Here is a 16983-nt window from a genome sequence, read left to right on the forward strand (position 1 = left end):
CCTGAGCAACACCTGAAGCATCACCCCGTAAAACGTCACTGAATATTAATGACGCTCAGTAGACATCAATGTAGTCGTAAGGCGGATTCGGCCAGTTGTCCTTGAGCGCATTAAAAATCTGCATGACCCAGACTTCGTCGCTGGCTGCGACATTTCCCACGTATCCCGAGCCTTTTGCCCAGGTCTCCAGACGAAACAGCAGGCCATCGATGTCCTGACCGCCAGTGACACCCGAAGAGATATAGGCAATCCCGCCCTTGGTCACGCGCAGTTGGGTGTGTTCGTCATCACTGGCCGACGCCAGCATCCGGCGGACAGCATCAAGGGTCAGGCCGTCGGGACTATTCAAATCGATCTGCACAGCGCAATCCTTGTTTTTTTTGCGGAAACGACCAAGTGTCGCATAGCCCTGCGCTCATGCCTAAGTCGCAGTGCCAAACGCTCGGCAAAGTGGTTAACTCAAAACTCCGATCCCGCGACCGAGCCTTGCCATGACCACCGTAAGCATTACCGCCGACATCAAGGCCACCTGGCCACAAGGGCACAGTTCTTACAGTCCGGGCAGTCCGGAGGAATTGGCATTGATCAGCATTGACTTGCTGGTGAAGACGCTGGGAACGCAAGGCGCGCAGTCATTCATCGCCCAGTTGTTCGAGAAGTATCCAGATGACTTCAAAGGAACATCGGACACCGAGAGGGAGTAAAAGCCCGCAAGCTGGCACCTGCGGGCATATGGCTTACTTCAGACGTTTGAGACGTTCGGTCAGCAGATCGAAGAAGCCCTGGGCATCGCCGTTCTCCACCCAGAAGGCGTTCTTCGGCGCCTTGAGGCCGTCATACCAGTCGACAATGGTCTGGCCGAAGGTCGGGCCTTCGCGGCTGTCGACCACCACATTTACCGACCGGCCAGTGAACAGCTCAGGCTTGAGCAGATAAGCCACGACGGTGGCGTCATGCACCGGGCCACCCGGAATGCCGTAGTGCTCCATATCGCCTTTGATGTACTCGTTGAGGATGTCGCCGACAATCTTGCTCGCATTGTTGTTCAGCGCCGCAATCTGCTTCAGGCGCGCATCGCTGGTCAGGATCTTGTGGGTCACGTCCAGCGGCAGGTAAGTCAGTTTCACGCCACTTTTGAGCACCACTTCCGCTGCTTGCGGATCGGCGTACAGGTTGAATTCGGCCACTGGCGTAATGTTGCCGCCATTGAAGTGGGCGCCACCCATGATCACCACTTCCTTGATCCCCTGAACGATCTCCGGCTCCTGGATCAGCGCCAGAGCCAGATTGGTCTGCGGGCCGAGCATCGCGATGGTGATGCTGTGCGGCTTGGCTTTTTTCAGGGTGTCGATCAGGTAGTTGACCGCATTGCCTTCGGCCAGGCCTTTTTTCGGCTCGTGCACGGTGACACCCGACAGGCCTTCCTTGCCATGGATGTTTTCGGCGTAGATCGGCGTGCGCATCAGCGGTTTCGGCGCGCCGGCGTACACCGGAATCTCTTCCCGCCCTGCCCACTCACGGGCCAACCGCGCATTGCGCGAAGTCTTGTCCAGACGCACATTGCCGGCCACGGTGGTCAACGCGCGAATGTTCAGTTCTTCCGGTGAGGCCAGGGCAAACAACAGGGCGACCACGTCGTCGGCGCCCGGATCGGTGTCGATGATCAGGTCGATTTTTTCCGCCGCCTGGGCGCCGGTCGCGGTTATCACGGACAAAAGCAGCAGACTCCGAATCAATTGATGCATTTTTTGAGCATAGCGGTGCATGGCGCATTCCTTGTGCAGATGAAATCAAAAGGGGCGAACCCTGTTTAGAACGTAACTCCAGACACCAGCACGATGTTGCAGTACGGCTGGCATTCGCCCGTACGAACAATCGCTCGTGCCTGTCGACTGAGTACTTTGAATTGCTCGTGACTGAGCAGGTCACGCCGCCCCAGTGAGCCTTCGTCATTCAGCTCGTCCAGCGTGGAAAGCGCGGTCGGTTGCTTGTCGAAAATCTCCTTGGCCAGTGCGTGGCTTTCCACCTGCATCTCGCTGAGCACGACTTTCAGGGTGCTGACGAAATCCGGAACGCCGTGCGTCAACGCCAGGTCGATCAACTCGACACCCGGCGGTACCGGCAGGCCGGCATCGCCGATCACGACCATGTCGCCGTGGCCGAGGGAAGCAATCAGCCGCGACAGGGCGACATTGAGCAAAGGAGTCTTTTTCATGCGGGTTTGAATGCCTGTACGTCGGAGGTAGTGGGAATGGACGGCTGGGCACCTGCCCGGGTAACCGACAGGGCCGCAGCGACCTGCCCGAAGCGAATGGCCTCGTCCTCGGCTTTGCCGGCCGCCAGTGCAGCCGCAAATCCGCCGACAAAGGTATCCCCGGCGGCAGTGGTATCGACAGCCTTCACTTTGGGTGCAGGAAAATGCTGGTAACCCGTGCCGTTGGCGAACAATGAGCCTTGAGCCCCCAGCGTGATGATGACCTTGCCGGCGCCCAGTGACATCAGGTGTGCCGCAGCTTTTTCAGCGGTCGCCAGCGAGTCCACCGGCAAACCGCTGAGGGCGGCGGCCTCGCTCTCGTTGGGTATCAGGTAATCGATGGCGGCAAACCAGTCTGCCGGCAGCGGGCGACTGGCCGGCGCCGGGTTGAGGATGACTGTCTTGCCCAGTTCACGTCCGCGCTTGAGCGCATGGCCTACCGTGGCATCGGGAATTTCCAGCTGGCAGATGATCACGTCGGCCGCTTGCAGCACGGCATCGAACCGGTCGATGACCGCCGGGGTCATCGAACCATTGGCACCGGCCACGATGACAATCGCGTTCTGACTGTTGTCATCGACCACGATCAGCGCCACGCCACTAGAATCCTCCACCACGCTGACCGCCTGACAGTCGATCTGCTCGGCCAGCAACGCGTCGCGCAATTGCACGCCATAGTCGTCGTTGCCGACACAGCCGACCATCGACACCTGTGCACCCAGTCGCGCAGCGGCTACTGCCTGATTGGCACCCTTGCCACCGGACACGGTTGCGAAGGAATGGCCGATCAGCGTCTCACCACCCCGGGGCAAGCGCGGCGCCCGGGTGACCAGATCCATGTTCAGGCTGCCTATTACCACTACATTTGCGGACATACATCACTACTCTTCAATTCGTTTCAGCGGTATTCGGTGAACACGCCGGACAGCGGTGCAGTCGATTCGCGCAGGACAATACTCGGGGTCACGATCCGCTGATCCGTCGCCAGACCCGGCGTAGCAATTCTTCGCAACAAGACTTCCGCCGCCATCTCACCCAACTGAAGGATCGACTGGCCCACAGTCGTCAGCGCTGGATACACGTAACGACTCATCTGGATATCGTCGAAGCCGATCACCGACAGTTCGGCGGGCACGCGCACGTTGCGTTCCGCAGCGGCCCGCAACACACCTATGCCAATCATGTCGTTACCGGCGAAGATCGCGCTCGGAGGGTTACGTTCAAGCAGGATGGAAGCAGCGTTGTAACCACCAGTGCTGGTGAAGTCGCTTTCCAGCATGCGCGACGGGGACACTTCAACACCCGCCTCTTTCAGCGCTCGAGCAAAACCGGCCTGACGCATTTGCGCAACACTGGTGCTGGCCGGACCACCGATCGTGGCGATGTCGCGATGACCAAGCTCAAGCAGATGCCGCGTCGCGAGGTACGCGCCATATTCGTGATCGATGCGCACCAGGTCGGCGTCCACGCCTTCGAGTCCACGGTCGACAATCACCATCGGCGTCTTTACGCCCGCCAGTCCTTGCGCCAGACCGCTGTCGCCACCCGCCGAGGCGACGATCAAGCCGTCGATGCGCTTTTCCAGCAGGACCCGCAGGTAGCTGCGCTGCTTGTCCGGGTTGTCGTCGGAGTTGCAGAGAATCACGCAGTAGCCGTTACGCTCGCAGTAATCCTCGATCCCGCGCGCCAGTTCGGCGAAGTACGGGTTGAGGCTGTTGGGCACCAGCAAGCCAATGGTGGCGGTGGTTTTCGCTTTCAGCGAACGGGCCACCGCGCTCGGCACATAGTCGAGGCTCTTGATTGCCGCCTCGACCTTGAGCCGCACCTCTTCACTCACCGGTCGGGTCTTGTTTACTACATGGGACACGGTCGTGTAGGAAATTCCTGCAAGTGCCGCCACATCCTTGATCGTTGCCATTTATCAGCCCCGTCGGCTTGCGCGTTGACTGCGATAGGTGTCGAGCACCACGGCGATCACGATCACCGCACCGGTGATGATGCGCTTGGTCGGCTCGGTCGCGCCAATCTGCGCCAGACCGGCCGCCAGCACGGAGATGATCAACACGCCGAAAAAGGTACTGATCACCGAACCACGCCCCCCCATCAGGCTGGTACCGCCGATCACCACCGCAGCGATGACTTGCAGTTCAAGGCCGGAACCCGCATTCGGATCGGCCGCTTCCAGTCGGGAAATCTGGAAAAGCGCTGCGATGCCGGCAAGCAGACCCATGAGGCTGAACACCAGGATCTTGTAGGGCTTTGGATTGATCCCCGCCAGACGCACCGCTTCTTCGTTGGTGCCAATGCCGATCAGGTAGCGACCGAACACGGTACGGGTCAAAACGGCCTGGGCAATGAAGATGACCAGCAAGGCAATGATGAACGACGGCGAAATACCGAAGGCGATCGGGTTCGACAGCCAGGCGAAGGAATCACCGATGTAGGCGGTACGCGAACCGGTCATCTGATAGGCCAGACCACGGGCCATCTCCAGCACACCCAGAGACACGATGAACGACGGAATTCGCCACGCCACGGTAATCGAGCCGGTAACCGTGCCGGCCAACGCGGCAACGGCCATACCCAACAAAGCAGCCGGCAATACGCTCCAGCCCCAGCCGAGGATTGCCACGCTGACAGTGGATGCTGCGAGCGCCAGTACCGAGCCTACCGACAGGTCGATCCCGCCGATGATCAGGACAAACGTCATGCCCACCGCCAGAACCATCAGGTCGGGAATCTGGTTGGCCAGGGTGCTGAAGGTGTTATACGACAGGAAATGGCTGCTCATGACCGAGAACAGCGCAATCATTGCCAGCAACGCGCCGGCCAGGCCCAGGTAAGTGCCGAGGCCGTAGAAATTGCCACTGGATTTGCCGGCGGAAGATGCAGTTTTCATGGGAGGTCCCTAGGCGCTGCTTCGTTGAGCAACGCATCACGTTTCTGGTAGCCGGCGAACGCGGCGGCAAGCAAGTCATCCTGGGTCCAGCTGTCGCGCTCGAACGTGTCGATCAGGCGCCCCGCCGACAACACGCCGATGCGGTCGCAGATCAGCATCAGCTCGCGCAAATCGCTGGACACCACAACCAGCGCTTTGCCCTGACGGGTCAGTTCGCCGAGCAAGGCATAAATATCGAACTTGGCGCCGACATCGATACCACGAGTCGGCTCATCGAATAGCAACACCGAACAGTCGCGCTCGAGCCAGCGACCGATCACCACCTTTTGCTGATTGCCGCCGGACAGCTCGGACACCAACTGCGTCGGGCTGGAACTGCGGATGCGCATGGCATCGATCTGGCGCTGCGCGAGCTTTGTTTCATCGCCGTTGTTGACGAACCCGCCGCTGGAAATTTCCGGCATGTTGCCCAACGCAATGTTGGCACTGATCGACTGGCTCAGCAGCAGGCCTTCGCCCTTGCGATCCTCGGTGATCAAGGCGATGCCGTTGCGCACGGCGTCGACTGGCGAACGGATGCTCACCGTTTTTGCCGGCGAACCGAGTGCCACCGTGCCGCTGTCCGCGACATCGGCGCCGAAGATCAGCCGCAAAAGTTCGGTGCGCCCTGCCCCGATCAGACCCGAGATGCCAAAAATCTCACCGGCGCGAACCTCAAAGGACACGTCGCGCACCTTGTCGGAGCGGGTCAGGCCTTTGACCGTCAGGGCCGGCGCGCCGATATTACGAGCCCCGAGATCGATATGCTCGCCCAGCTCGCGACCGACCATCAGGGTGACCAGTTGCTCGCTGTTGTAATTGGCCATCGGCTCGACGCACACCAGGTTGCCGTCACGCAGCACGGCAATGCGCTGAGCGACCCGGGCCAGTTCTTCGAGGCGATGGGAGATGTAGATGATCGAGACGCCACGCGCCTGCAGCCGGGTGATCTGCTCAAAGAGCATCTCGACCTCACGGGCGGTCAGCATCGCGGTCGGTTCGTCGAGGATCAGCACGTGGCAATCGCCGATCAGGTTACGGGCGATTTCGACCATTTGCTGGTGACCGATACCCAGCTCGCCGACCAGTGTGTCCGGATCGATGGCATCGAGGCCGACTTGAGCCATGGCTTCGATCGCGGCCTTGCGCAGCTGCTTGCGGCTGATCCAGCCACCGTTGCTCGGCAGATTGTCGAGGAACAGGTTCTCGGCCACCGACAGCGTCGGCAGCAGATTGAGCTCTTGCATGACCATGCGCACACCCAGCTCTTCAGCCTGCGTGCGACTGCCGGGGCGATACTCCTTGCCCTGGAATTGCATCTGGCCGGTGGTGGGTGTGACCAGCCCGCCGATGATCTTCGACAGGGTGCTTTTGCCGGCACCGTTCTCACCGGTCAGCGCCAGCACTTCACCGCGCATCAACGTCAGGTCGATGCCGGTCAGAACCGGTTGCGCATAGGTCTTGCCGATACCGCTGACCGAGAGGACAGCGTTCGGAGCGGAAACTGACATAAAAATCTCCATGCGCTCGCCCGGACGGACGAGCGCCATTGTGTCGCCAGTGGACTTACTTGGTGACCAGCTCGACCGGCGTTTCGATCACACCGTTCGCACCACTGTCGACTTTCTCGCCCTTGATGATTTTCAGCGCGGTCTCGATGCCAAACACCGCTTGCTTCGCGGCGAACTGGTCAGCAGTCGCCAGAACACGGCCGTCCTTCAGCATGGGTTTGATGGCATTTATGTTGTCGTAACCGACAACCTTCACCTGACCGGCCTTGCCGGCAGCGCGCACGGCGGAAACGGCGCCCACGGCCATGCTGTCGTTACCGGCCAGCAGCGCCTTGACGTCCGGGTATTCGCTGAGAATCGAAGCGGCCACCTTGTTGCCCTTGTCGATTTCCCAGTCACCGGACTGCAGGGAGACAACCTTGATCTGTGCAGCCTCCATCGCATCCTTGAAGCCAGCGGTACGCTGCTGGGCGTTGGTCGTCGTGGAGACACCTTCAATGATGCCGACTTCGTCACCGGCCTTCAGTTGCTTGGCCAGGTACTCACCCACCAGACGCGCGCCTTTGCGGTTGTCCGGGCCTACGAACGGAACGCTGATGTTCTTGCTTTTGATCACAGCCGGATCGAGTTGGTTATCGATGTTGATCACGGTGATACCGGCATCGACCGCCTTCTTGATCACTGGCACCATCGCCTTGGAATCAGACGGTGCGATGACCAGTGCGTTGACCTTCGCCAGAATCATCTGCTCGACGATGCGCGTCTGCCCCGCCGTGTCGGTTTCGTCCTTGATGCCGTTGGAGATCAGGTCGAAATCGGCGGAATGTTCTTTCTGGTAGGCCTTGGCGCCATCTTCCATGGTCAGGAAGAACTCGTTGGCCAGGGATTTCATGACCAGGGCGACTTTGGGTTTTTCAGGGGATTCGGCGAAAGCCGAAGAGACAGGCAGTGCGGCGGATGCGGCAGCCAGCATGGCGACAGCAAGAAGACGTCCAGCGAATGGCAGCTTCATGGGTTCACTCCGATCTTATGATTATTGTGAGCAACGCTTGCGCTGGCGTAAGCTCGCTGCACCCCACGACAATTCAATCTATCGCGAAGGCCGCGCAAACGTTTGCGTAGACCGAACTATGCGAATCCTGCCGACATTTGTCAACGACTGAAGATCTGCTTTTTTTGTAGGGCGAATAACCGTCATCGCCCCTTTTCCTACGCGGTCGTGTTGATCACACCGCCGCTGCCAGAACCCTTGGCCATCTCACGAACCAGGTTGCCGGCCACTTCCATGAGGGCTGCGTTGGTGTCTGCGATCTGCCCCTGAATCGACATCACAACAGTCGTCTTGGCTTCTTCGGTCGGATAACTCGCTGCCTGCGCGGCAGCCAATTGCTGCTGCTGCTCCTGCAATTGCTGCTGCAATTCCTTCATGCGCTTGAGCAGTATTTTTATCGTGATGCTTTGATTGCCACTGCTCTCGGCCGGCGCCTCTTCCTGCACGGGGCCGCCACCGGTTCTGACTTCCTTGGTTTCGCCCGCGTCTTTACCCAGCGCCTCGGCCGATGCTTGCTCGTTCGCCTCGCTCAGGGCATTGATCGTCGCGGCCGTTTTTCCGCCGATAGTGACCGCGCCGGGATTTGGCAAACCGATAGTCAATGACATTTGAACTCCTGAAAAATTGGATCCCTATCAAGGCGCATCGGCCAGCGCGCCGTTTTCTTTAGCAGAGATCTGGAAAGCGGCCAGTTCAGTTTACGGACGAGGTGCGTAGTCCTTTTCGGTGAGCCGAACGAGAAAACATCCCGTGTTCGGAAACCCGGATGAGCGAGGGAAGCTCACAGCCACTCTTCGAATAAATCTTGATTTAAATCATAAGGTTAAACATTTCTCTCAAGCACAGTACGACTGGTACAGATCCTGCTCCCTCCCTGCACCCCTGGCATTCAGATCGGCCCGGGGCGCATCTAGATGAACCTGCATCAGCACCGTCTCACTACTAGAGAGAAAAATAATGACATCTGCTTTGAAGAGTTTCGTTCCGGGCGCTTTGGCCCTCCTCCTGCTCCTGCCAACCGCCCTCCAGGCAAAAGAAGCTGAAACCCAGGCCAAACTGGCCAACGTGGTGGTCTTGGCCACCGGCGGCACCATTGCTGGCGCGGGCGCCAGCGCTGCCAACAGCGCGACCTATCAGGCCGCGAAAGTGGGCATCGAGCAATTGATCGCCGGCATTCCCGAGCTGAGCACGCTGGCCAATGTGCGTGGCGAACAGGTCATGCAAATCGCCTCGGAAAGCATCACCAACGAAAACCTCCTGCAACTGGGTCGTCGTGTTTCCGAACTGGCCGACAGCAAAGACGTCGATGGCATCGTCATTACCCACGGCACCGACACCCTGGAAGAGACCGCGTACTTCCTGAACCTGGTGGAAAAAACCGACAAGCCGATCATCGTCGTCGGCTCCATGCGCCCGGGCACCGCCATGTCGGCGGACGGCATGCTGAACCTGTACAACGCCGTGGCCGTCGCCAGCAGCAAAGAAGCTCGCGGCAAAGGCGTACTGGTCACCCTGAACGATGAAATCCAGTCGGGTCGCGATGTCAGCAAGATGATCAACATCAAGACCGAAGCCTTCAAAAGCGCCTGGGGCCCGCTCGGCATGGTGGTAGAAGGCAAATCCTACTGGTTCCGCCTGCCAGCCAAGCGCCACACCATGGATTCGGAGTTCGACATCAAAAACATCAAGAGCCTTCCTGATGTAGAAATCGCCTATTCCTACGGCAATGTCAGCGACACGGCCTACAAGGCCCTCGCCCAGTCCGGCGCCAAGGCGATCATCCATGCCGGTACCGGCAACGGTTCTGTTTCCTCCCGCGTGGTTCCGACCCTGCAAGCGCTGCGCAAGGACGGCGTGCAGATCATTCGCTCGTCTCACGTCAATGCCGGTGGTTTTGTCCTGCGCAACGCCGAACAGCCTGACGACAAATACGACTGGGTGGTTGCTCACGACTTGAACCCACAGAAAGCCCGCATCCTGGCCATGGTCGCGTTGACCAAGACTAACGACAGCAAAGAGCTGCAACGGATGTTCTGGGAATACTGATTTGACCTCGCCTGATCTTTTCCTGATCGGGCACTGACTTCACCCTTCGTCAACTTGACGAAGGGTGAAGCTTGCGCCTCCTCCAAAGAAAAATTTCACCTGAGTGACATCAAAACCGGAAAACCGCTGTCAGAGGATTTTCTTGAATTTTAAGCAGTTGCGAAAATGCCTACAGTTAAATACTGTATGCACGTACAGCTTAATAAGGATAACCTCGTGGCCACTTCCCCTGATGCTCCTGACGCTTACGAACGCATGGGCATGCGCGTTCAAAAAATCATCAACTCCCCCACCGCACAAAAAGCCAAAGCCGCACTGATCTTCCGCCTTCCGGACGAGCCGGTGGATGACTGGGAGCGCTTGCTGGAAGAGATCGACGAGAACGACAACGTCACCCTCGCCTACCGCGACGATGGCGGCGTACAGATTTTCTGGGTTGTGCCGAAGGAAGATTGATTCAATGATTCTGCGTTTTGCTGCTGTACTGTTGCTTTTCATTTCCCTGGGTGCGCACGCCGGCGCACCGCGTACATTCACCGAGGCCAAGAAGGTCGCCTGGAAGCTGTACGCACCACAATCCACCGAGTTCTATTGCGGGTGCAAATACACCGGCAACAAGGTCGATCTAGCCGCGTGCGGCTATGTCCCACGCAAGAACGCCAAGCGGGCGTCCCGCATCGAATGGGAGCACATCGTTCCCGCGTGGCAGTTCGGCCATCAGCGTCAATGCTGGCAGGAAGGCGGTCGCAAGAATTGCACCCGCTACGACCCGAGTTATCAGAAAGCCGAAGCCGACCTTCACAACCTGGTGCCGAGCATCGGCGAGGTGAATGGCGACCGCAGCAATTTCAGCTACGGCTGGCTGCCGGTCGAAAAGGGTCAGTACGGCTCCTGCCTGACTCAAGTCGACTTCAAGGCGAAGAAGGTCATGCCCCGCCCTTCGATCCGCGGCATGATCGCCCGCACCTACTTTTACATGAGCAAACAATACGGCTTGCGCTTGTCGAAGCAGGATCGGCAACTGTACGAAGCCTGGGACAAGACTTATCCGGTGCAAGACTGGGAACGTCAGCGTAACCAGAGCGTGGCGTGCGTGATGGGACGCGGCAACGAATTTGTCGGCCCGGTGAACCTGAAAGCCTGCGGTTGATATCCTGATCAAAAGAAAAGGCCTTGAGCGACAAACTCAAGGCCTTTTTTGTGCTCAGCCGCCGGACTTGTTGTAACGCCAGTAGCCCATCAGATTGAGCGACTCGCGCGGGATGCCACGCTCCTTTATCAAGTACTTGCGCAGACTCATGACAGCGGTGGATTCTCCAGCGATCCAGCCATAGAATCCCTCGCTGGCCGTTTCGGCGATCTCCCACAGAATCTCTTCTTCAATGTCGACATCCGCCAGCTCGACCGCCTGCCCCGCCGGCGATGCATCGACAGGCAACGTCGCCTGCCGCACGGCTTCCACCATCAACGTGCCGGCAGCTGCGTGATCGCGGATCAGCCATTGCACCGAAAGCCCGGGCCAGTCAGGAACCGCCAACATGTCTTCACGACTGTCGACCTCAAAAAACGCCTGAGCCTGCGGCGGTTCAGCCAGTGCCGCCAGTTCTTCCAGAATTCCCATGGCGGCCGGCAACGCTGTGGCATCGGCGACCAGAAGAAGTTGCTTGAGCGTTTGCGGAGGTTTCCATTCAAATCCCCCTGCCTCTTGTGCAGAGAATCGGCTGTCGGGCGCCAGAATCTGCATCGACTCGCCAGGTTGCGCTCGCAACGCCCAACGGGAGGCGGGGCCGGTTTCGCCATGCAGGACAAAATCGATATCGACTTCACCTGACTCTGCGCGCAAATGACGGATGGTGTAGGTGCGCATCGCCGGGCGACGATCGATCAGCATCGAGCGGAAACGGGCGTACCACCCCTCGCCCTGAGAAAGCTTGGCGGGTGAGCCGTCTGCGGCAGGAAAAAACAGCTTCACTCGCTGATCCGGCGCCCAGGTCGCCATCTCGGTGACCGTGGGGCTTGAGAGCGTGATCCGCATGAGATGCGGGCTCAACTGCTGCTTGTGACGCAAAACGACGTCGAACAATTTGTAAGGATTGGCGGAGGCCATGCGGAGCTCCTTCTGGCTATCTTCAGTGACTCCTTGAAAAACGAATCACGCGGGACACCCTTTAGTCAGCTCCGCCGAATGGATCCTTATTGTGTCGCCGTGCGCTCGATCACCAGCGTTTCGATGTTCTGCTTCTTCGCCTTGACCAGCGCCGCATTCACATCCGCCTGACGCGCCTCGGCGTCAGCCTTCGAATTGAAAGGGCCGAGCAGGATCCGGGTCTTGCCGCTGGCGTCCTTGATGACACTGGCCACAAAACCATGCTCGATCAGCCAGCCGCTGAGGTCGCTGACGGCCTGAGGGGTTTCACCGCGCACTTCCAGATCCCACTGCGGGCCCACCGCAGCAGGCGCCGTTACCACCGCCGGTTTCGGCTTTTGCGCATCCACGCTCTTGCCTTCGCCACATCCTGCCAATGCCAGTGCCGCGACTACCCAGACCAATTTGCGCACAACGCTCCCCTCTGAATTCTCAAAGCGGCGATCTTAACATTCGAGAATACTTTCCGAGCCCCGCAAATTGCGGCATAAAACTACGAGATTGATGCCGACGGCCCCTGTATAGTTACGCGCTGGGAATTAATGCCGCTGCTGCGCGTCAGAAAGAGGCACCCAAACTGTAAGACTTCGCACTAATCTATACGTACCACCGACCTCTGCACTGTCTGAATCAGGTGCCCTACAAAGCAATCAAGGAGAAGACCATGCTGATACTCACCCGCAAAGTCGGTGAAAGCATAAACATTGGTGATGACATCACGATCACCATTCTCGGCGTCAGCGGCCAGCAAGTTCGAATCGGCATCAATGCTCCGAAGAACGTTGCAGTGCATCGTGAAGAAATCTACCAGCGCATCCAGGCTGGCCTGACCGCACCGGACAAGCCACAAACGCCCTGAGCCCTATCGCAGTCAGTAGCCAGTTCGTTTGCCTGCGCGCAATGACTGGCTAAAGATTCAAGCGCCGTATTGCCATTCCCCCACCTCCCTGGTGACGGCGCGTGCCACGCCCCTTCCTGCCTCAACCCTTCTCGCAACCGATACTAACCGTCATTCAACGGGCTGGCTGTCGGACGTTTCCGAATAGCGGCCGGGAATCTCGCCCGCTTAGCCGAATGTAACGCCACGCGCCATCCCGGTGGCCGCCACGACCATCAATATCAACAGCAGCGCTTCGGCATGACTGATCCGCGCGAATACCTTCGCACGTCCTGTATCAGGAGCAGCGCCACGCGCCTTGGCCATGCGCCACTTGATCAGGGTGATCATCGGCACGAGCTCCAGAAGCAGAATCAACACAAACAGCGTCATCTTCAGATGAAACAGTGGCTGATGCAGGTAATAGTCGGTTCCCTTCTCATAGCCTCCGAAGGCGCGCATGCCGCCGGTGATGAGCAAGACCAGCGCCGAAAGCCCCCAAAGATTGTCGGCAAGCAATACGCGCCCGACCTCACCGGAGCCGGACGCCAGGCGGCTGAAGGCCGTTCCGCGCGTCAACACCGCCCAGAAGCCTATGGCAAACGCCAGTAAATGAATCGCTGCAAGAAACCAATGAACCAGCATCGATGAACTCCTGTCCGGCAGAGTTGAAATCAGCCTGACAGTAGTAGTCGAAAAAGTGTGGGCTTGCCTGTCACCCCTCCCGGAAAACAGGAGCGGGCGAGACGAGAGGCTGGGCAGAGGTGCGGGAAAGGCAAATCGCGGGCAAAAAAAATCCCAAGCAGCTGATGGAAGCTTGGGATTTAAAAATGCATAAACCGTGGTGGTGAACGCGGGGCAGATATTACTGATTTTTCCAGTATGTAACAACGTATTTTTGATAACCGGATGGTTAATAAAATCCGTAACCCCTTAAATATCCACACTATTTAAAAGGTCGCCCGCGACGGTCGGCGACGAATGGATCAAAATCCATCACGATCAATACGCGCCTGACTCAAGAATTTTACAAAAATGAGCTCAGGATCCCCCGGATCAAGATTCTCCACCATGCCGCTGTGCTGATATCCAAGATTGGTCAGCATCTGTCGCATCGGCGAGTTGGACGTATTGGTCGACGTGAAGATCTTTTCTGCACCGGCATGCTGCTCCAGACCGCTCACGATCTGCCGCCCCACGCCGGAACGCCTGTTCGCACTGGAAACGACCACGAGAGGTATGAACCACTCTCCAAAAAAGCTTCGATCCAGGCATCCGTAGCCGAGGGGAGCGCCAGGATCGTCCGCCTCGCAGACAACCCAGCACGCCTCTGCCCTGACGGCCCTCGTGATGTACTCGCGACGGCAGCTATCTTTTTCAGCGACTGGATCAATCTTCAACAGGCTTTCGATTTCGCCTGGACCGGCGCGCCTGAATTGGCGCCTCATGAATACACCCCTGCAAATGTACCGAAGTGTAGCTGCGGTCGACCAAACCGAAATTTTGCAAAGGTTCTGAAATCGCAGACAACAAAAAAAGGGCCCACCTTTCGGTGAGCCCTTCCAGACCGCCCAGCAGAGCGGATTTTGTTTGGTAGGCGCGATTGGACTCGAACCAACGACCCCCACCATGTCAAGGTGGTGCTCTAACCAACTGAGCTACGTGCCTGCTGTGAGGCGGCATTCTACGGAATTCCGGAGGGGTGTCAACACCTTTTTTTCACCTAACCCTATGAATATGCAAAATATTTAATTTCGACCCGACGCAAGAAGATTTCCCGGTGGCTGGCGGAGGTTTTTCAACTGGGGTAGGATCGCTGCACTCGTAAAATATATTAAACAGAGGCTGCAGGATGGCGAACACCCCTTACCCAGAGTCTTATTACGCTGCGTCGGCCAACGCCGTACCACCACGCCCTGCCCTTCAGGATGACGTGGAGAGGGATGTCTGTGTGATCGGCGCTGGTTATACGGGACTTTCCTCGGCCCTGTTCCTGCTGGAGAACGGTTTTCGCGTGACCGTGCTGGAAGCCGCCAAGGTCGGCTTCGGCGCTTCGGGGCGCAATGGCGGGCAGATCGTCAACAGCTACAGCCGTGACATCGACGTGATCGAACGCAGCGTCGGCCCGAAACAGGCGCAACTGCTCGGGCAGATGGCGTTCGAGGGCGGCCGGATCATTCGTGAGCGCGTCAGCAAGTACAACATCCAGTGCGACCTGAAAGACGGTGGCGTATTCGCCGCCCTCACCGCCAAGCAAATGGGCCACCTCGAATCGCAGAAGCGCCTGTGGGAACGCTTCGGCCATACCCAACTGGAACTGCTCGATCAGCGCCGCATCCGCGAAGTGGTCGCCTGCGATCAATACGTCGGCGGCATGCTCGACATGAGCGGCGGCCATATCCACCCGCTTAACCTGGCGCTGGGCGAAGCTGCCGCCGTGGAATCCCTGGGCGGCACCATCTACGAACAGTCACCGGCCGTGCGCATCGAACGCGGCGCCAATCCGGTCGTGCACACACCGCAAGGCAAGGTCCGAGCCAAATTCATCATCGTCGCCGGCAACGCCTACCTCGGCAATCTGGTGCCGGAACTGGCGGCCAAATCGATGCCATGCGGCACACAGGTCATCACCACCGAGCCACTGGGCGATGAGCTGGCGAAATCCCTGCTGCCGCAGGACTACTGCGTCGAAGACTGCAATTACCTGCTCGACTACTACCGCCTCACTGGCGACAAGCGTCTGATCTTCGGCGGCGGCGTGGTATATGGCGCGCGGGATCCGGCAAACATTGAGGCGATCATCCGCCCGAAAATGCTCAAGGCCTTCCCGCAACTCAAGGACGTGAAGATCGACTACGCCTGGACCGGCAATTTCCTGCTGACCCTGTCGCGCCTGCCTCAGGTCGGACGCCTGGGCGACAACATCTATTACTCCCAGGGCTGCAGCGGCCACGGCGTAACCTACACGCACCTGGCCGGCAAGGTATTGGCCGAGGCACTGCGCGGACAAGCCGAGCGCTTCGATGCGTTTGCCGACCTGCCGCACTACCCGTTCCCTGGCGGGCAACTGCTGCGCACACCGTTTGCCGCGCTCGGCGCGTGGTACTACGGACTGCGCGACAAGCTCGGTTTCTGATGAGCGAAAAAAAGGGCCGCTGAAAAGCGGCCCTTTTTACATCCAGCATCAATCACAACTGATCCCGCGCAATCCCGCTGCGAATCCGCAAGATATCCGCGAGCACCGCCAAAGCGATTTCCGACGGCGTCTTGCTGCCCAGGTTAAGGCCGATCGGTGCATGAATCCGCGCCAGCTCGCTCTCCCCCAGACCACCAATCCGACGCAAACGCTCGAAGCGCTTCTGCGACGTCTGCTGCGAGCCCATTACGCCAATGTAGAACGCTTCCGTGCGCACTGCTTCCATCATCGCCAGATCGTCGATGCGCGGGTCGTGGGTCAACGCCACCACCGCCGTATCACGGTGGCAACCGCCGTCGGCGATAAACACCGACGGCAATTGCCCGCGGATCTCCACGCCATTGAGCACCACGCCTTCCAGCACCTCATCGCGCGGGTCGCAGAGAATCACTTCAAAGCCGAGACCGACCGCGAACTCTGCACACGCCTGCGCCACGCTGGAGTATCCCGCCAACAGCAAACGCTGAGCGGCACCGATGCGGATCCGTACCCGGTCGATCTCACGCTCGATCCGCGCACCTTGTTCGCGATCGGCAAACAGGCTGCGCGCTCCGGTGGTCAGATCGACCTCGCGAATCAACCGGCGCTGCCCCAGCAACGCCGATTCGAGTTCACGCAGGTGCGCCTGCACATCGCAGCCGGCGTCAAATTTCTCTACCAGCACATCGAGAATGCCGCCGCACGGCAGGCTGACCCGCGAACGCGGATCATCACCTTCGCCATAACGCACCACGTTGATCGCATCGAGAAACGCACCTTCGGCGACACGCTCGAGAAAGTCTTCCTCGACGCAACCACCGGACAGCGACCCGATCCACTGCCCGCCATCGTTCACCGCCAGCAGCGAACCCGGCGCGCGCGGCGCCGAGCCGTAGGTGGTCAGCACGGTGCAGAGCCAGATGCGCTGCCCCGCCGTCGACCACTCCAATGCCCGCCGAACCACTTGCAGATCGAGATGCTGCAT

General features: G+C 58.9%; 20 protein-coding genes and 1 tRNA gene. 6 read left to right on the forward strand and 15 right to left on the reverse strand.

Features of this window, described 5'->3' with window-relative positions:
- Nucleotides 1–55: 55 nt before the first annotated feature.
- Complete coding sequence (locus K5E37_RS17065) at nt 56–361, reverse strand: hypothetical protein (RefSeq protein ID WP_007956024.1); 306 nt, start codon at nt 359–361, stop codon at nt 56–58.
- Between the two features lie 130 nt (nt 362–491).
- Between K5E37_RS17065 and K5E37_RS17070 the strand changes: the two genes are divergently transcribed.
- Complete coding sequence (locus tag K5E37_RS17070) at nt 492–704, forward strand: hypothetical protein (protein ID WP_007956023.1); 213 nt, start codon at nt 492–494, stop codon at nt 702–704.
- A 33-nt stretch (nt 705–737) separates the two neighbouring features.
- On the opposite strand, the gene K5E37_RS17075 is transcribed toward K5E37_RS17070, so the two are convergent.
- From K5E37_RS17075 to K5E37_RS17110, 8 genes are all read right to left on the reverse strand, one after another.
- On the reverse strand, nt 738–1766 hold the full coding sequence (locus K5E37_RS17075; RefSeq protein ID WP_085612793.1) for a nucleoside hydrolase: 1029 nt from the start codon (nt 1764–1766) through the stop codon (nt 738–740).
- A gap of 44 nt (nt 1767–1810) precedes the next feature.
- The gene (rbsD, locus tag K5E37_RS17080) at nt 1811–2215 is read right to left on the reverse strand and encodes a D-ribose pyranase (protein ID WP_007956017.1); all 405 of its coding nucleotides are present in this window, start codon (nt 2213–2215) and stop codon (nt 1811–1813) included.
- On the reverse strand, nt 2212–3129 hold the full coding sequence (rbsK, locus tag K5E37_RS17085) for a ribokinase (RefSeq protein ID WP_221534602.1): 918 nt from the start codon (nt 3127–3129) through the stop codon (nt 2212–2214). The genes rbsD and rbsK overlap by 4 nt, the downstream gene beginning before the upstream one ends.
- Before the next feature lie 23 nt (nt 3130–3152).
- Entirely contained in the window at nt 3153–4172 is a 1020-nt protein-coding gene (locus K5E37_RS17090) for a LacI family DNA-binding transcriptional regulator (RefSeq protein ID WP_007956014.1), read from the reverse strand.
- 3 nt (nt 4173–4175) lie between these two features.
- Nucleotides 4176–5153 (reverse strand): ABC transporter permease, encoded by a 978-nt coding sequence (locus K5E37_RS17095; RefSeq protein ID WP_007956013.1) that lies wholly within the window; start codon nt 5151–5153, stop codon nt 4176–4178.
- Nucleotides 5150–6703, reverse strand: a complete 1554-nt coding sequence (locus tag K5E37_RS17100; protein WP_085607835.1) for a sugar ABC transporter ATP-binding protein — start codon at nt 6701–6703, stop codon at nt 5150–5152. The genes K5E37_RS17095 and K5E37_RS17100 overlap by 4 nt, the downstream gene beginning before the upstream one ends.
- Before the next feature lie 55 nt (nt 6704–6758).
- On the reverse strand, nt 6759–7715 hold the full coding sequence (locus tag K5E37_RS17105; RefSeq protein ID WP_085607837.1) for a sugar ABC transporter substrate-binding protein: 957 nt from the start codon (nt 7713–7715) through the stop codon (nt 6759–6761).
- Between the two features lie 197 nt (nt 7716–7912).
- Entirely contained in the window at nt 7913–8362 is a 450-nt protein-coding gene (locus K5E37_RS17110; protein WP_085607839.1) for a hypothetical protein, read from the reverse strand.
- 349 nt (nt 8363–8711) lie between these two features.
- Between K5E37_RS17110 and K5E37_RS17115 the strand changes: the two genes are divergently transcribed.
- The 3 genes from K5E37_RS17115 (at nt 8712) to K5E37_RS17125 (ending at nt 10950) form a co-directional block, all read left to right on the forward strand.
- Complete coding sequence (locus K5E37_RS17115) at nt 8712–9800, forward strand: asparaginase (protein WP_007956004.1); 1089 nt, start codon at nt 8712–8714, stop codon at nt 9798–9800.
- 186 nt (nt 9801–9986) lie between these two features.
- Nucleotides 9987–10256 carry a DUF1654 domain-containing protein gene (locus K5E37_RS17120; RefSeq protein ID WP_371857356.1) on the forward strand — a complete coding sequence of 90 codons (270 nt, stop codon included), beginning with the start codon at nt 9987–9989 and terminating at the stop codon, nt 10254–10256.
- A 4-nt stretch (nt 10257–10260) separates the two neighbouring features.
- On the forward strand, nt 10261–10950 hold the full coding sequence (locus K5E37_RS17125) for an endonuclease (RefSeq protein ID WP_007956001.1): 690 nt from the start codon (nt 10261–10263) through the stop codon (nt 10948–10950).
- A 54-nt stretch (nt 10951–11004) separates the two neighbouring features.
- On the opposite strand, the gene K5E37_RS17130 is transcribed toward K5E37_RS17125, so the two are convergent.
- Together K5E37_RS17130 and K5E37_RS17135 are read right to left on the reverse strand one after the other, a co-directional pair.
- On the reverse strand, nt 11005–11907 hold the full coding sequence (locus K5E37_RS17130) for a siderophore-interacting protein (protein WP_221534604.1): 903 nt from the start codon (nt 11905–11907) through the stop codon (nt 11005–11007).
- Between the two features lie 86 nt (nt 11908–11993).
- Nucleotides 11994–12359: an SPOR domain-containing protein gene (locus K5E37_RS17135; protein ID WP_007955999.1), complete on the reverse strand. Its 366-nt coding sequence runs from the start codon at nt 12357–12359 to the stop codon at nt 11994–11996.
- A 251-nt stretch (nt 12360–12610) separates the two neighbouring features.
- Here K5E37_RS17135 and csrA point away from each other — a divergent pair, with 251 nt between their 5' ends.
- Nucleotides 12611–12805, forward strand: a complete 195-nt coding sequence (csrA, locus tag K5E37_RS17140; protein WP_003179932.1) for a carbon storage regulator CsrA — start codon at nt 12611–12613, stop codon at nt 12803–12805.
- 207 nt (nt 12806–13012) lie between these two features.
- Here csrA and K5E37_RS17145 read toward each other — a convergent pair whose 3' ends face one another.
- The 3 genes from K5E37_RS17145 to K5E37_RS17155 form a co-directional block, all read right to left on the reverse strand.
- On the reverse strand, nt 13013–13468 hold the full coding sequence (locus K5E37_RS17145) for a DUF2214 family protein (RefSeq protein WP_085607842.1): 456 nt from the start codon (nt 13466–13468) through the stop codon (nt 13013–13015).
- Between the two features lie 341 nt (nt 13469–13809).
- Nucleotides 13810–14271, reverse strand: coding sequence for an N-acetyltransferase (locus K5E37_RS17150; protein ID WP_221534606.1), 462 nt, complete (start codon nt 14269–14271; stop codon nt 13810–13812).
- Between the two features lie 143 nt (nt 14272–14414).
- Nucleotides 14415–14491, reverse strand: a tRNA-Val gene (locus K5E37_RS17155).
- Between the two features lie 184 nt (nt 14492–14675).
- Between K5E37_RS17155 and K5E37_RS17160 the strand changes: the two genes are divergently transcribed.
- On the forward strand, nt 14676–15959 hold the full coding sequence (locus K5E37_RS17160) for an FAD-binding oxidoreductase (protein ID WP_221534608.1): 1284 nt from the start codon (nt 14676–14678) through the stop codon (nt 15957–15959).
- A gap of 52 nt (nt 15960–16011) precedes the next feature.
- Here K5E37_RS17160 and K5E37_RS17165 read toward each other — a convergent pair whose 3' ends face one another.
- Nucleotides 16012–16983, reverse strand: coding sequence for an XdhC family protein (locus K5E37_RS17165; protein WP_221534610.1), 972 nt, complete (start codon nt 16981–16983; stop codon nt 16012–16014).

The sequence above is a fragment of the Pseudomonas sp. RIT778 genome, from assembly GCF_019718735.1.
Taxonomy (GTDB): domain Bacteria; phylum Pseudomonadota; class Gammaproteobacteria; order Pseudomonadales; family Pseudomonadaceae; genus Aquipseudomonas; species Aquipseudomonas aphyarum.